The following is a 14,559-nucleotide window of genomic DNA, read 5'->3' as shown; positions in this document are numbered from 1 at the left end:
CAAGAGTGAGAATACTTGGCCAGCCCATACGCAAAAACAAAGGGGCGTCTGTCCCTTATTATTCAAACAAAATTAGTTTTGAAACAGTACCGTAGAGCCGTGATTGAGGCTAGTGAGCAGCAACGTTTTTTCGTTGACAACGTCAATGCGACGACTTTGCTCCGCATCAAGTTTGAAAATTTGAGTGATCAAACGTAATTGCTCTTCAGAAAAATCTTTCGATTGAGAAGAGGAAATGTCTTTAAACTCAGAAGGCGATACGAGCAGATAGTTGTCACTCACTTCCCAATGGCCTTTTTCTGAAATATTAATGGTTGATTCTGCGGCCGAGCTTTGAGCGAAAAGCTTGATATTGGCTACGCGGATATAATCTCCGTTAGGCAGATATTTGACGTTAGATTCAACATTAACACGACGTAGTAAACCTACCGGATCATCGGGCAAATTATCTGATATGACGGTGACCATCGTCGATTGCCACTCATTCGAAGTGAGAACCTGTTCAACTTTTAAATCGCTATCCCAGTATAACCAAGCACTGAAAAGAACGGATACGGCCAAAACCGCAGATGCTACTTTTATCTTCATTCTGGCCTCCTTTACTTACATATATCGGCTAGGTCGTTTTGCTCGGCGAGAATACGCAAAGTCACGTTTTCATACGAATGTTGGCTGTCATGAATATAGTTCAGGATCAGTTGATTGTTTTGACCACCTGTCGCTATTACTTCAATCGGCATAGAGTCTTCTGCATGGTATTTAACATAGCGACTGATGCACTGCTCAATCGACGGTAGCCATTTATTAATTTGAGGGTGATTGACTGGCGTCATCACCGGCACTTTTTGGTATTCGCCGATCTGACGGAACTGAGATTCTGCCGGATTAGTGAATAACAATACACAGATCGGGAACAGCAGAGCGACTAGGACAATAACGCGAGAAAGCCAGTTGTTGTTCGTATGAGGCGCTGGTTTTGGCTGCGGCTCTGCTGGTTTAGTAAGCGGGTTAGCGTCTAACGTCGTTTCTGGAGTATATTCTGTCGATAAGGGCTCGTCAGTCATTTCAGCTTCAGAAACAGGAGCTTCATGGTCAGAAGTTTGTTGTTCCGCTTCTGTTGTAGAGTCAGCGGATAGTGGGCTCATGCGTTCAACAGAACAAATGAGTTGGTAGCCACGCTTTGGCACAGTTTTAACAAATTCTGGAGATTTTGTTGAATCCTTCAACATCTTACGCAGAGTAGAGATAGCTTGCGTTAGGCTTGAGTCATCCACCTCAAAACCTTGTTCACGCCAAACAAACTCGTGAAGCTCATGACGGGTTAAAATTTCGTTTGGTCTCTCTGCCAACATCAGGAGTATACGGCTTTCGTTGCTTCCTAATCGCACAATGTCGTTGTCGTTTTGTTGGTCAGCGAGCGAATTACTATTTGGGTCAAAGGTAAACCTTTGAGCAAGTAGAAATTTGGTGCCGATGTTAGTCATTTAGTTCTTCTTAGATGGATGATGTTGTAATAATGGTGATTTATATCACAAAATAACGTAGACGCATGGGATATGCGTGATGTTTTAGATGCTTTTAGTCGAGTAGGATAATTAAATTTTGCTAAAAAAACACCGTTTTTAGCAATATTGACCTTGAATTTACATTTGTCAGCCACATGTTACATGACATATCAGTAAGGCAATTTCCGGAGAGTTACACACTTCTCTCCATGGAAAAGCCGATTAGTTTAGATGTTATGGAGCAAACATGAGCGAAACCGTATCTCAAAACAAAGAAACGCGTGGTTTTCAATCAGAAGTTAAACAACTATTGAATTTAATGATCCACTCTCTTTACTCAAATAAAGAGATTTTTTTGCGCGAGCTGATTTCTAACGCATCAGATGCCTCGGATAAGCTGCGTTTCCAAGCGCTTTCAAACCCTGATTTATATGAAGGCAATGCCGAGCTTGGCGTTAAGTTGTGGTTTGATGAAAGTGCGAATACCTTAACCATCTCTGATAACGGTATCGGTATGAGCCGTGAGGATGTGATTGAGCACTTAGGTACCATTGCCAAATCAGGGACCGCGGAATTTTTCTCGAAACTATCCGAAGAGCAGGGCAAAGATTCACAACTTATCGGTCAGTTTGGTGTGGGCTTTTATTCTGCATTTATCGTTGCGGAAGCGGTGACCGTGCGCACTCGTGCTGCTGGCCTACCTGCAGAAGAAGCGGTTCAGTGGCATTCGACGGGTGAAGGTGAGTACACCATTGAAACCATTACCAAAGCGTCTCGCGGTACTGACATCGTTCTTCATATGCGTGACGAAGGTAAAGAATTCTTAAATGAGTGGCGTCTACGCGATGTGATCAATAAGTATTCGGATCACATAGGTATTCCTGTTTCAATCCAAACTGCCGTGCGTGATGACGAAGGTAAAGAAACGGACGAGAAAAAGTGGGAGCAAATCAACAAAGCTCAAGCTCTATGGACTCGCAATAAATCTGAAATTTCAGAAGAAGAGTACCAAGAGTTCTACAAACACGTATCGCATGATTTCGCGGATCCACTCGTTTGGAGTCATAACCGCGTAGAGGGTAAAAACGACTACACCAGCTTGTTGTATATTCCATCCAAAGCGCCATGGGATATGATGAACCGCGACCACAAGTCAGGTCTTAAGCTTTACGTACAACGTGTGTTCATTATGGATGACGCAGAGCAATTCATGCCGTCATACCTACGCTTTGTACGTGGTCTGATAGATTCAAACGATCTGCCATTGAACGTATCGCGTGAGATTCTACAAGACAACAAAGTCACTCAATCGCTACGTAATGCTTGTACTAAGCGTGTGCTAACGATGCTAGAGCGTATGGCTAAGAATGATGAAGAGAAATATCAATCATTCTGGAAAGAGTTCGGTCTTGTGATGAAAGAGGGGCCAGCAGAGGACTTCGCAAACAAAGAGAAGATTGCTGGTCTATTGCGCTTTGCTTCAACTGAAGTGGATTCTGCGGAGCAAACCGTGGGTCTGGCTGCTTACGTTGAGCGCATGAAAGAAGGTCAAGATAAGATCTACTACTTAACGGCAGACAGCTATGCGGCCGCGAAAAATAGCCCTCATTTGGAGCAGTTCAAAGCCAAAGGTATCGAAGTTATCTTAATGTACGATCGCATTGATGAGTGGTTGATGAACTATCTAACTGAGTTTGATGGTAAGCAATTCCAGTCAATCACTAAGGCTGGCCTTGATCTGAGTCAGTTTGAAGACGAAGCGGAAAAAGAAAAGCAAAAAGAAACGGAAGAAGAATTCAAGTCGGTCGTTGAGCGTGCAAAAACATACTTAGGTGATCGCGTCAAAGAAGTGCGTACTACGTTCAAGTTGGCTTCAACGCCAGCGGTTGTGGTAACGGATGACTTTGAGATGGGAACGCAAATGGCCAAGTTGCTTGCTGCTGCAGGCCAGCCAGTGCCCGAGGTGAAATACATCTTCGAAATTAACCCAGAGCATGAGCTGATTAAGCGCATGGCAGATGAAGCCGATGAAGAAGCATTTGGCCGCTGGGTTGAGGTTCTTCTTGGTCAAGCGATGCTCGCGGAGCGAGGTTCAATGGAAGACCCAACGGAGTTTTTAAGCGCAATCAATACGCTTTTGACTAAGGTCTAACCGCCTAGCTACATCAAAAAGCTCGCACTTCGCGAGCTTTTTGTTTGTTGTCGCAAAAATTTGCATATCCGGTGTTGAGTTAGCAATCAATAAAAGGTGAAAGGGGGACACTGTTAACATTCTTTAGTCTTAATTCACTTTTTGCTCATAGAACCTGTGGTAGAATTTGCGACTTGAATGTGAGTAATAAGGCGTGTATTTTTGCTCGCCTAAATGTTATACCGAAACTTATCGTTGCGAGTGCTTCTGAGGTTTAATATCTAGGAAGTCCGGCTATTGTGAGCTTCGGTATAAATCTTAAATATTAAAGAGGATAAATCATGCGCATCATTCTTCTAGGTGCTCCAGGTGCTGGTAAAGGCACACAAGCAAACTTCATCATGGAAAAGTACGGTATTCCACAAATCTCTACTGGTGATATGCTTCGTGCTGCTATCAAAGCAGGTACAGAGCTTGGCAAACAGGCTAAAGCTGTTATCGACGCTGGTCAGCTAGTTTCTGATGATATCATCCTTGGTCTTATCAAAGAGCGTATCGCTCAAGAAGACTGTGCAAAAGGTTTTCTGTTAGATGGCTTCCCACGCACTATTCCTCAGGCTGATGGCCTAAAAGAAATGGGCGTTGACGTAGATTATGTTATCGAATTTGACGTCGCTGACGATGTGATTGTTGAGCGTATGGCGGGTCGTCGTGCTCACCTTCCTTCAGGTCGTACGTACCACGTTGTTTACAACCCACCTAAAGTGGAAGGTAAAGACGATGTAACGGGTGAAGAACTTGTTGTTCGTGATGACGATAAAGAAGAAACGGTACGTGCTCGTCTAGGTGTTTATCACGATCAAACAGCACCACTTATTGATTACTACGGTAAAGAAGCAGCAGCAGGCAACACTAAGTACCTAAAATTTGATGGCACTAAGCAAGTTGCTGAAGTTAGTGCAGATATTGAGAAAGCACTCTCTTAATTTACTGAAGTCAAAAAAATAATATTTTGATATATTGAAAGCGGCCCAAGTGGTCGTTTTTTTTATTCAGATGCTTGGTATGATGAACCTTTTCACTAAGTGATCGTACAATCCAAGCCGTTTACCATGATTAGGATGTTATGAAAGAGAATAATAAGCAAGGTGTGCTCTTGGTTAACCTAGGAACACCAGACGAACCAACAGCTCCTGCCGTAAAGCGTTTTTTAAGTCAGTTTCTTCATGATCACCGAGTGGTAGACATGACTCGATGGCTTTGGTGCCCACTCTTACACGGAGTGATTTTGCCTGTACGTTCACCAAAAGTTGCTAAGCTTTACCAATCAGTTTGGATGGAAGAGGGCTCGCCACTGATGGTGTACTCTAAGCGTCAAACAGAAAAATTGGCTCAAAAGCTTGATATGCCAGTCGAACTTGGCATGACTTATGGAAATCCAAGTTTGCAATCAGGTTTTGAAGCGCTGTTGGCTCAAGGTGTGGATGAAGTGATTGTATTACCTTTATACCCACAATACTCAGGGACAACGACAGCCGCCGTTTCTGACGGGATCACGAAAGCATTCAAAAGTTTACCAGTGATGCCAGCATTTAGTTTTATTCGCGATTACCATAATCACCCCCAATACATTGCTGCGCTGGCGCAATCTGTTCGAGATCACTGGCAAGAGCATGGCCAAGGTGAGTACCTACTGTGTTCATACCACGGTATTCCTCAGCGCTACGCAGATAATGGTGACATTTATCCTCTTCACTGTGAAGAGACTACGCGTTTATTGGGCAAAGCACTTGAATTAAATGAACAGCAAATAGGGATGACCTATCAATCCCGATTTGGCCGAGAAGAGTGGTTGCAACCATATACGGATAAGACACTTGAAATACTGCCAGAAAAAGGCGTAAAAAAAATCGATGTAATTACACCGGCTTTTTCTTCGGATTGCTTAGAAACGTTGGAAGAAATCTCAGAAGAGTGCCAAGCAATATTTCTTGAAGCCGGAGGAGAAAGTTTTAACTATATTGCTTGTTTAAATGATAATGCACTTCATATAGAGATGATGGCTGAACTCGTTCGTTCTAAGATTTAGCATAATCGCAAGATGCTTTGCATCTCGGTGCTTGAACCAGTTTGGGTAAATACAAAAAGGGTCGCTGATGCGACCCTTTTTGTATTGTTTGCTAGAGCAATTAAGCAACCTGTACTTGTTGCTCTTCTAATTGCTCTGCAGTGCTGTTAGTGTTTTCGGCACCATGCATCCAACCAACCAGCGTATTGGAGAACAGGAGTAGGATCACACCACTGACGGTCGCACTTACCGCAATACCACTAAAGATAGCTAAAGCACCTAACTCACCCACGTGTGAACCGACATAACCCGCGACATAGTTTGCAATTGCATTACAACCAAACCATGCCCCCATCATCAGTGAAGCAAGGCGAAGTGGCGCAAGTTTTGTTACCAGTGACAACCCAATTGGTGATAAGCACAGCTCACCCAACGTGTGGAAGAAGAAGGCACCCACCAGCCAAAACATGGATGTTTTCGCGGCAGTATCACCACCTTGCTCTAGTACGGCACCAACCATACACAGAAAGCCAATCGCTAAGAAAAACAGTGCCATTGCGAATTTCACGGGTGAGTTTGGTTCTCGCTTGCCCAGTTTTACCCACAGAACGGCTAGCACAGGAGCCAGCGTAATGATGAAAAATGGGTTCAATGATTGGAACCACGCCGCAGGAATTTCGAAGCTGCCGATCATTCGGTCCGTGTATTGCTGAGTATAAATGTTCATCAAGCCACCGGCCTGTTCAAAGCCAGCCCAGAACACAATGGTGAACAAGCTCATGACTAAAATAACTTTCAATCGATTTGCTTCTTCTTTTGTCAGTGGTTGCTTCTTGTTCGAGTGTTTATTATCGAGACCTCGTGTAGCTGCGGGTTCACGACCTATATTGCCTAACCAAGATTGAGCTAACCCCATTTGCATAACGAGACTGATCAGCATACCGATGCCCGCTGCGACAAAGCCAGCTTTCCAGCCATAAGAAGTCGTGACAGAACCTGAAATTACACCAGCGAGCAAAGCACCTATGTTGATCCCCATATAGAAAATTGTAAACGCGCCGTCACGACGGTTATCACCTTCATGATATAGGTCACCAACCATGGTTGAGATATTGGGTTTAAATAGACCGTTACCTGCAATGAGTAGGCCAAGACCCAAATAAAAGCTATGCAGTGAGCCAATACCTAGAGCATCTGCTGGAAGCGCGAGGGTAAATTGACCGATTGCCATCAGAGCGCCACCCAGCAAAATCGAACGGCGTTGACCTAAGTAATTATCGGCAAGATAACCGCCAATAAGAGGAGTAATGTACACAAGTCCTGTATAGATGCCGTAAAGATCCAATGCATCTCTGGTTGACCAACCAAGGCCGCCATTCATTGTTGTGTCAGTAAGGTAAAGTACTAGAATGGCGCGCATTGCGTAGTAAGAAAAGCGTTCCCACAGTTCAGTACCGAACAATAAGAACAAGCCACGAGGATGGCCGAAATATTGATGTTGGTTTGACATAAGGTCTTCTAATAGTAGTTATTACATTTTTAACGACTTTTACGTATACATCGCAATTCAACGACTGACAAACAATAAAATTTCGCTTAATGACCAAAGGTGATTATTAAGTCTCTGTTTTTGAGTGTTTTTATAGATTATATGGTGGTGATTTGGTCGTGTCACAAACTTAATTTTCATTTTTGTCTATGGACTTGTTGCCGTAACCTTTTGAAAAGCATCTCTTATACGAACAATGTATCATCATAATCTTTGTCGATAATTTGAATGGCAATGACGCACCTTTGGCTTAATGCTAGGATAAACAAAATTATAATTGGCTAGAAATAAGATGAAGCGTTGGTATCTACTTTATTGTAAACGTGGGGAGCAAGTTAGAGCGAAAAAGCATCTTGAAAATCAAGGTGTTGAGTGCTTTTACCCAACAGTCGAAGTTGAAAAGATTTTGCGTGGGAAAAGGCAGAAGGTCGAAGAGCCGCTGTTCCCTTGCTATGTTTTTGCACATTTTGATTATGAGCAGGGGCCGAATTTCACCTCTGTTCGATCGACTCGCGGCGTTGTTGACTTTGTTCGGTTTGGTGCACAACCAAAAGAAGTGCAAGACGACTTAGTGTCCGAATTGATACAGTTGGAAAAATGCTGTAACGACAACACTGCTTCAGAGTGCATGCCAAGGCCCGGTGACCAAGTTAGAGTGAAGAGCGGTCAGTTTGCAGGTATTGATGCCATCTTCCAAGAACAAGATGGTGAGAAACGGTCGATCATGCTGGTAAAAATGATCACCAAGCGAGTCCCCGTCAGTATCAAGAACAATGATTTAGATTTAAAATAACCAATGCTGCCAATGCCGAATCACAATCTGGAGCTGTAAATGGCCTAGAGCTTGGTTCGATTGGTATAAATCAAGCAGAGAAGCTAATGCTCCTCTACTTGATTTTATTATATTTGTTAAGAGTCAGATTTGTTCACCCAACGCTGGTGATTTAGTATGCGTCGTTGTGAACGGTTTGTATGGCACGGCCTGACGGGTCAACACAGTTTTGGAATGATTCATCCCACTCAATGGCTTTTGCTGACGAACAGGCGACGGAAGGGCCTCCAGGTACACACTCTGCTGCAGATGGCAAAGGGAAGAGCTCTTCAAAGATCTCGCGGTACACGTAACCTTCTTTTGTGGTTGGCGTGTTGTATGGGAAGCGGTATTGAGCCGTTTCCATCTGCTGATCCGTCACTTTTTGTTCTGCGACTTCTTTCAACGTATCAATCCAGCTGTAACCTACGCCATCAGAGAACTGCTCTTTTTGACGCCATGCGATTGATTCAGGCAAGTAGTGTTCGAAACATTCACGTAGAATGTGTTTTTCCATCTTACCGTTACCACACATTTTGTCCGCTGGGTTCAGACGCATCGCGACATCAATAAACTCTTTATCTAAGAATGGTACGCGACCTTCAACGCCCCATGCTGCTAGCGATTTGTTTGCGCGCGCGCAGTCAAACATGTTCAGCGCAAGCAGCTTACGTACCGTTTCTTCATGGAATTCTTTTGCGTTAGGTGCTTTGTGGAAGTACAAGTAACCACCAAAGATTTCATCAGCACCCTCGCCAGACAGCACCATCTTAATGCCCATTGCTTTAATTTTACGACCCATTAAGAACATAGGCGTGGATGCGCGGATAGTGGTCACATCATAAGTTTCGATGTGGTAAATCACGTCACGAATCGCATCGAGGCCTTCTTGAATCGTGTAAGTCATTTCATGGTGAACCGTACCAATTTGGTCGGCCACTTCTCGGGCGGCTTTTAAATCTGGTGCGCCCTCTAAGCCAACAGCAAAAGAGTGCAATTGAGGCCACCATGCTTCTGACTTTTCATCATCTTCAATACGCATTGCCGCAAAGCGTTTCGCTACGGCCGATGTGATTGATGAATCTAGGCCACCAGATAGCAGCACACCATATGGAACGTCAGTCATCAGTTGTCGCTTAACCGCTGCTTCAAGTGCTTCTGTTAATTCTTCCTTGCTGGTGGCGTTGCCTTGCACAGCTGCGTACTCATTCCAATCACGAATGTAATAGCGTTGTGGTGCTGAGTCTTTAGAACTGTAGTAACTGCCTGGAGGAAATTCGCTGACTGTTTTACAGACTGGTACAAGCGCTTTCATTTCAGACGCAACATAGTAGTTGCCGTGCTCGTCGTGACCTTGATAAAGAGGGATAATACCAATGTGATCACGACCTACTAGGTATTGGTCTTTCTCCTCATCGTAAAGGACAAAGGCAAAGATGCCGTTTAGTTCTTCAAGTAGGTCGACACCCATGTCTTGGTATAGCGCCAGAATAACTTCGCAGTCTGAGTCTGTTTGGAAATCGTACTTGCCTTCGTAGCGTGCACGGATTTCTTTGTGGTTGTAGATTTCACCGTTTACTGCAAGGATGAGTTTTTTATCAGGGCTGTATAGCGGTTGAGCACCACTATTTAAACCAACAATTGCTAAGCGCTCGTGCGCCAAAATTGCACGCTCAGAAGCGTAGATCCCAGACCAGTCTGGACCGCGATGACGAAGTTTTTTCGACATTTCTAATGCGATAGGGCGTAATGCAGCTGCATCACTTTTAATGTCTAAAATGCCAAAGACTGAACACATACAACATCCTTTTTAAACAAGATAATTTTTAATCGGTATGGCTTCAATTTGCCACTTTCAGTAAAAAAAGCAACGTTTTGTGATTATAAAAATAATAAAAAGCCTTTATGGTTGTATTTTATTTAAAAATAACCTTGTTTTGGTGAATGAAATCAAGGTTCGGTATGTAAAGTGAACAAAAAAGCCTTTCTAATGTTAGAAAGGCTCAAGGAAAATATTAATATCACTATCTATTTTTTTGCGTGAATGTCGGTTCAAGTTGTTGGCAGACATGCCGAGCAAATCCGCTGCCTGCCTCACTGTAAATGTTGAACGCGGCATCAACTCCATTTTCTAATAAACCTTCAAGCTGATCGGGGTATTCGGCAATAGCTGCAATTTGGCCTTTATAATGTCGACGCTGCAGCTGCTCTAGTGCTGTTTGGTTCCCTTGGTGATGGGGCATAGCAAGCAGCACCAGTTTTACATGACCAGTGTCTAAAATTCGCTCCCAAAAATCAGGGTCAGTAGCATCACCTGAAATAACATTGCGCCCCTCAGAGCGGTGTTTTTGCGCGGCGTCTTCACGAATTTCTATGCCGAGTGAAATTTTTCCGTAACGAGTGTGTAATTCATCGTAGGCGCCGGTGCCGATTCGACCCATACCAAGAATCAGTACTTGAGCATGACCTGGGTTGATTAGTTGGTCGCGCTGATTGAGCTTTTCTGCCGCAGTTTCTTGCAGCCATTTACCTGAGTGCTGATAAATTTTGTGGCCTAAACGGTTGAGTGGTGCAGAAATGATAAAGGATAGTGATACAGCGACAGCAATTGCGGCCAGAATATCACTCGGCATCCAGCCCATTGTGTATGCCAAGCCAGCCACAATTAAGCCAAATTCGCTGTAGTTGAACAACGACAAGGAGGCGAGTAAAGAGGTACGAACTCGAAATTTAAAGTAATTGAGCGTTACGAAGTACAGTAGCCCTTTTATTGGCAGCAACAAGATAAAGAGTAAGGCGAGTGCGACCCCAGTGAAGCTGAGCGAAGCCGACAAACCTATGTTTAAGAAAAAACAGACTAAGAACAGCTCTTTCATGTTAAATAGTGATTTCGACAATTCTGAAGCTTTAGGATGACCGGCGAGCAGCATACCTAGAATGAGGGCACCGAGATCTGGCTTCATGCCTACCAGTTCAAATAGTCCCGCTCCGACGACAAGTGCGAAGAAGACGCCGAATAGTACCAGCATTTCGCCGTGTCCGACTTTATCGAGCAGTTTATAGAAGAGTGGACGCAGTAAAGGAAGCGCAAACAAGCCAATTGCATACCATTCTGGGATCTTACCAGTAGAGACTGTAAGAAAAATCACGGCAAAGATGTCTTGCATGACTAAGATACCGATTGCAAGCATCCCATAGGTTGCATTCATTTCCCCTTTTTCTTGCAATGTTTTTACAGCAAAAACGGTACTAGAGAATGAGAGGGCAAAGGCCAGAAGCAAAATTTGGCCATTGTCCATGCTGGCAAGCGAGGTCAGACCTAGCAGTTTTAGGCCTGAAAGCGCCAGCGCAAAAAAAGCGGTTGAAAGTAGATTATGTGCGGTCGCTCCTCCCCAAATCTCTTTGGTAAGCAGTGTTTTTACATCGAGTTTAAGCCCGATAGTAAAAAGGAGGAGGGTAACCCCGAGATCAGCAAGAGTGACGATAACATCATTGTTTTGATAACCGAATGCATGTAACCCAAACCCTGCTAATAAAAAGCCGACGAGGGGAGGAAGAGTGCATTTCAGTGCAATAAAGCCAGCTAAAAAAGCGGTTGTAATTAAAATAATTTCCATACTATTAAGCGAGATTCCTGATCGACAAAAACGGGCTGTGAAAACACAGCCCGAGATTGTAACTCAATTAGTTGTATAAGCTTAGTCTTCTAGTAACTTTTGTAACAAAACTCCGTTCAACATGGCACGCTTGATCATTGCGAATGCGCCCATTGTCGGATGTTTATCAATATGTGAGGCAACAATAGGAAGATCGTTATGGAAAGTTTTTAGTGACTGATTGACTACGTTACGTTTAATTGCTGGAAATACAATCTCTTCTGCGGCAGTAATGTCACCTGCGATAATAATTTTTTGAGGGTTAAACAAGTTGACAGTAATTGCTATCGCTTTACCTAATTGATTGCCAACGCGCACAAGACTCTGTTGTGCCAGTTCATCCCCACTCACTGCGTGCTTACAAACATCTTCAATCGTGATGTTCTCGACCTCAGTAAGGCTTGATTCATACCCTTGAGCAATCAGTTGTGTTACTCGCTGAATAATTGCAGGGTTCGCCGCCACTGTTTCTAAACAGCCAAAGTTGCCACACTGACATTGTTCACCAAGAGGATCGATTTGGATATGGCCGATTTCGCCAACGTTGCGGTTAAAACCAAGGAATACTTGACCGTTGACGATAATACCTGCGCCAGTTCCACGGTGGACGCTAACTAAAATTGAGTCCTGACAATCTTGGCTTGCACCAAAATAATGTTCTGCCAGCGCCATTCCACGCACGTCGTTACCGACAAAACATGCAGTACTGAATTTCTCGGCCACGATTTCACCAAGAGCAAGGTTGTCGATGTCGGTGTTTGGCATGTACTCAACCACACCTGTCGTTGGGTTAACCAAGCCTGGTAGTGTAATGCCGATTGCAATGAGTTGATCTATTTTGTCTTCACAACGATTTACGAACCCTTTTAAAAGCTCAATAAGTCCGGCGATCAGGTCTACTTGGTTGGTGTAGTGAAGTTCATATTGATCTTCAGTTATCGCTGTGCCACCTAAGTCGTACAAACAGAATTGCACGTAGTCTCGACCTAAGCGAACGGCAACAGAGTGGAAGGGTTTGACCTCCGTGGTCAACGAAATCGCTCGTCGACCACCAGTCGAAGCTTGTTGAGCGACCTCTTTAATGAGGCCGCGCTCTAAAAGTTGGCGGGTTATTTTGGTAACACTGGCTGGTGCGAGTTGACTCACATCCGCAACTTGAATGCGGGAAATAGGACCTTGCTGATCTATCAGTCTATATACCGCAGCGCTGTTAAGCTGTTTTACTAAATCTACATTACCAATCTGTCCGCCATTCATGCTTAATTTTGCTCGTATTGTCCGTTAACTATCGTCGCTTTGACATTGAAGTCACGATCGAAAATAGTCAGGTTTGCCACCATGCCTTTTCGAACTCGGCCTAGTCGATCCTCAACACCAATTGCGGTTGCTGGGTACAAAGTAGCCATTCGTAGAGCTTCGTCTAAAGCGATCCCCGCGTGCTCAACTGAATTCTGAACTGCTTCAATCATAGTCAGAGCTGAACCGCCTAGTGTGCCATTTTCATCCACACACTTACCATCTCGGTAATATACTTTCTTACCGACAAAAATAAAGTGATCAATGTTAGCACCTGCTGGAGCTGTGGCATCCGTCACCAAAATGAGCTTTTCACCTTTAATTTTATGAGCAATTCGGATGTTAGCGTAGTCGACGTGGAAACCATCAGCGATAATGCCAGCATAAACTTCAGGAGTATCGTATATTGCACCAACAACGCCAGGTTCGCGGCCCATCATTGGCGTCATAGCGTTAAAGAGGTGTGTAGCGAAAGTAATACCAGCTTCAAAGCCTTTACGCGCTTCTGCGTAGGTTGCATTAGTATGGCCAATAGAAACGACAACTCCGGCTGCTTTCAGACGAGAAATATGTTTAGGGTCGTTTTGTTCTGGCGCCAGCGTTACTTTGGTAATGATGTCGGCGTTTGAGCAGATAAGATCAATCATTCCTTCGTCAGAAGGACGGATAAAATCGACATTGTGAATGCCTTTTTTCGCAACGTTAAGGTAAGGGCCTTCTAAGTGCAGACCTAGTGACTGATTTTTGAATTTGTTGTGGTATTCACGAGCGGCAGAGATAGCCGCGCGCATATCTTCATCGGAAGATGTGATAAGCGTAGGGAGAAAACTCGTGCATCCGGACTTAAGATTCGCTTCATGCATAATTTGCATCGTTTCTGGTGTGATAGCGTCATTTAACATTACCCCACCACATCCGTTAAGTTGAAGATCAATAAAGCCAGGGCAGAGGTTTGCCCCCCCCAAATCTTGAATTGTGGTGCTTTGTGGTAGTTCGGCAACAGGCACAATAGATTGAATCAGGTCGTTTTCGATGATGACAGCGTGATCGGTAAGAACATCACTACCGGTATAGATTTTACAATTACTTAGCGCGTACATAGTCAGCTAGTCCTTATAGATGAGAATTCAATTTCTGTATCGTTACCTAAGTGGTGATTACATGAGCCTTGTGGATACTTAGTTTGTATCACTGAATTAGATAACGAGTTAAATGCAGCAAGTTGCGTTTTTCGATGATGTTTTTAAGGTAACTAACTGAAAATTTAATGAGTTATTTGTTTTTTTATGATTCTTTTTCAGAGCGAAGTTACGGTGAGTTACTTGCCTAAATACCAAAATAACACCGATTCTGCTTTGCATAAAGTGCGAGAATATTATCTCTAAAACACCATTCTTTTGTATAATAAAATAAGTTTTATGATCTCGCTAGCAAAAACCTTCTGAAAGGGCAAGTTCAGGTGATTATGATCACAAACAGTGAGCTTTTAATTTGCGGGGCAAAATTAATATCATAAACTGAGCATGACTAAATTGGACGACTA

Annotated in this window: 11 protein-coding genes; 4 read left to right on the top strand and 7 right to left on the bottom strand. The window is 43.7% G+C overall.

The genetic code is table 11. The features are described from left to right. Positions 1–72: 72 nt before the first annotated feature. Both ATG66_RS15720 and ATG66_RS15715 read right to left on the bottom strand, forming a co-directional pair. Positions 73–588 carry a regulatory protein ToxS gene (locus ATG66_RS15720; RefSeq protein ID WP_098416208.1) on the bottom strand — a complete coding sequence of 172 codons (516 nt, stop codon included), beginning with the start codon at positions 586–588 and terminating at the stop codon, positions 73–75. Between the two features lie 11 nt (positions 589–599). After that, positions 600–1,484 (bottom strand): transcriptional regulator, encoded by an 885-nt coding sequence (locus ATG66_RS15715; protein WP_098416207.1) that lies wholly within the window; start codon positions 1,482–1,484, stop codon positions 600–602. 268 nt (positions 1,485–1,752) lie between these two features. On the opposite strand from ATG66_RS15715, the gene htpG reads away from it, so the two are divergent. The 3 genes from htpG (at position 1,753) to hemH (ending at position 5,725) form a co-directional block, all read left to right on the top strand. Beyond that, positions 1,753–3,657 (top strand): molecular chaperone HtpG, encoded by a 1,905-nt coding sequence (htpG, locus tag ATG66_RS15710; RefSeq protein ID WP_098416206.1) that lies wholly within the window; start codon positions 1,753–1,755, stop codon positions 3,655–3,657. Positions 3,658–3,977: 320 nt separating this feature from the next. Next, positions 3,978–4,622 carry an adenylate kinase gene (gene adk / locus ATG66_RS15705; protein ID WP_098416205.1) on the top strand — a complete coding sequence of 215 codons (645 nt, stop codon included), beginning with the start codon at positions 3,978–3,980 and terminating at the stop codon, positions 4,620–4,622. A 140-nt stretch (positions 4,623–4,762) separates the two neighbouring features. After that, the gene (hemH, locus tag ATG66_RS15700; RefSeq protein WP_098416204.1) at positions 4,763–5,725 is read left to right on the top strand and encodes a ferrochelatase; all 963 of its coding nucleotides are present in this window, start codon (positions 4,763–4,765) and stop codon (positions 5,723–5,725) included. Positions 5,726–5,825: 100 nt separating this feature from the next. Here the strand turns inward: hemH and ATG66_RS15695 are convergent, their stop codons facing one another. Then, a complete protein-coding gene (locus tag ATG66_RS15695) occupies positions 5,826–7,214 on the bottom strand; it encodes a peptide MFS transporter (protein ID WP_098416203.1) in 1,389 nt (462 codons plus the stop codon). Positions 7,215–7,545: 331 nt separating this feature from the next. Here ATG66_RS15695 and rfaH point away from each other — a divergent pair, with 331 nt between their 5' ends. Next, on the top strand, positions 7,546–8,046 hold the full coding sequence (rfaH, locus tag ATG66_RS15690) for a transcription/translation regulatory transformer protein RfaH (RefSeq protein ID WP_098416202.1): 501 nt from the start codon (positions 7,546–7,548) through the stop codon (positions 8,044–8,046). Between the two features lie 151 nt (positions 8,047–8,197). On the opposite strand, the gene asnB is transcribed toward rfaH, so the two are convergent. From asnB to nagA, 4 genes are all read right to left on the bottom strand, one after another. Continuing rightward, complete coding sequence (gene asnB, locus ATG66_RS15685) at positions 8,198–9,862, bottom strand: asparagine synthase B (RefSeq protein ID WP_098416201.1); 1,665 nt, start codon at positions 9,860–9,862, stop codon at positions 8,198–8,200. 226 nt (positions 9,863–10,088) lie between these two features. Continuing rightward, positions 10,089–11,681 carry a cation:proton antiporter family protein gene (locus ATG66_RS15680; RefSeq protein ID WP_098416200.1) on the bottom strand — a complete coding sequence of 531 codons (1,593 nt, stop codon included), beginning with the start codon at positions 11,679–11,681 and terminating at the stop codon, positions 10,089–10,091. Positions 11,682–11,762: 81 nt separating this feature from the next. Then, the gene (nagC, locus tag ATG66_RS15675; protein ID WP_098416199.1) at positions 11,763–12,977 is read right to left on the bottom strand and encodes a DNA-binding transcriptional regulator NagC; all 1,215 of its coding nucleotides are present in this window, start codon (positions 12,975–12,977) and stop codon (positions 11,763–11,765) included. Between the two features lie 2 nt (positions 12,978–12,979). After that, positions 12,980–14,116, bottom strand: a complete 1,137-nt coding sequence (gene nagA, locus ATG66_RS15670) for an N-acetylglucosamine-6-phosphate deacetylase (RefSeq protein WP_098416198.1) — start codon at positions 14,114–14,116, stop codon at positions 12,980–12,982. Between the last annotated feature and the right edge of the window lie 443 nt (positions 14,117–14,559).

Origin of the sequence: Vibrio sp. ES.051, assembly GCF_002563795.1 — a bacterium.
GTDB lineage: Bacteria > Pseudomonadota > Gammaproteobacteria > Enterobacterales > Vibrionaceae > Vibrio.
The sequence above is the reverse complement of the archived record's forward strand: the minus strand, read 5'-3'. Positions and strand labels throughout refer to the sequence as shown.

Excerpts from the sequence above, each read along its gene's own strand:
- ATG66_RS15720 (WP_098416208.1), bottom strand. The coding sequence starts at position 588 with ATGAAGATAAAAGTAGCATCTGCGGTTTTGGCCGTATCCGTTCTTTTC.
- ATG66_RS15715 (WP_098416207.1), bottom strand. The coding sequence starts at position 1,484 with ATGACTAACATCGGCACCAAATTTCTACTTGCTCAAAGGTTTACCTTT.
- htpG (WP_098416206.1), top strand. The coding sequence starts at position 1,753 with ATGAGCGAAACCGTATCTCAAAACAAAGAAACGCGTGGTTTTCAATCA.
- adk (WP_098416205.1), top strand. The coding sequence starts at position 3,978 with ATGCGCATCATTCTTCTAGGTGCTCCAGGTGCTGGTAAAGGCACACAA.
- hemH (WP_098416204.1), top strand. The coding sequence starts at position 4,763 with ATGAAAGAGAATAATAAGCAAGGTGTGCTCTTGGTTAACCTAGGAACA.
- ATG66_RS15695 (WP_098416203.1), bottom strand. The coding sequence starts at position 7,214 with ATGTCAAACCAACATCAATATTTCGGCCATCCTCGTGGCTTGTTCTTA.
- rfaH (WP_098416202.1), top strand. The coding sequence starts at position 7,546 with ATGAAGCGTTGGTATCTACTTTATTGTAAACGTGGGGAGCAAGTTAGA.
- asnB (WP_098416201.1), bottom strand. The coding sequence starts at position 9,862 with ATGTGTTCAGTCTTTGGCATTTTAGACATTAAAAGTGATGCAGCTGCA.
- ATG66_RS15680 (WP_098416200.1), bottom strand. The coding sequence starts at position 11,681 with ATGGAAATTATTTTAATTACAACCGCTTTTTTAGCTGGCTTTATTGCA.
- nagC (WP_098416199.1), bottom strand. The coding sequence starts at position 12,977 with ATGAATGGCGGACAGATTGGTAATGTAGATTTAGTAAAACAGCTTAAC.
- nagA (WP_098416198.1), bottom strand. The coding sequence starts at position 14,116 with ATGTACGCGCTAAGTAATTGTAAAATCTATACCGGTAGTGATGTTCTT.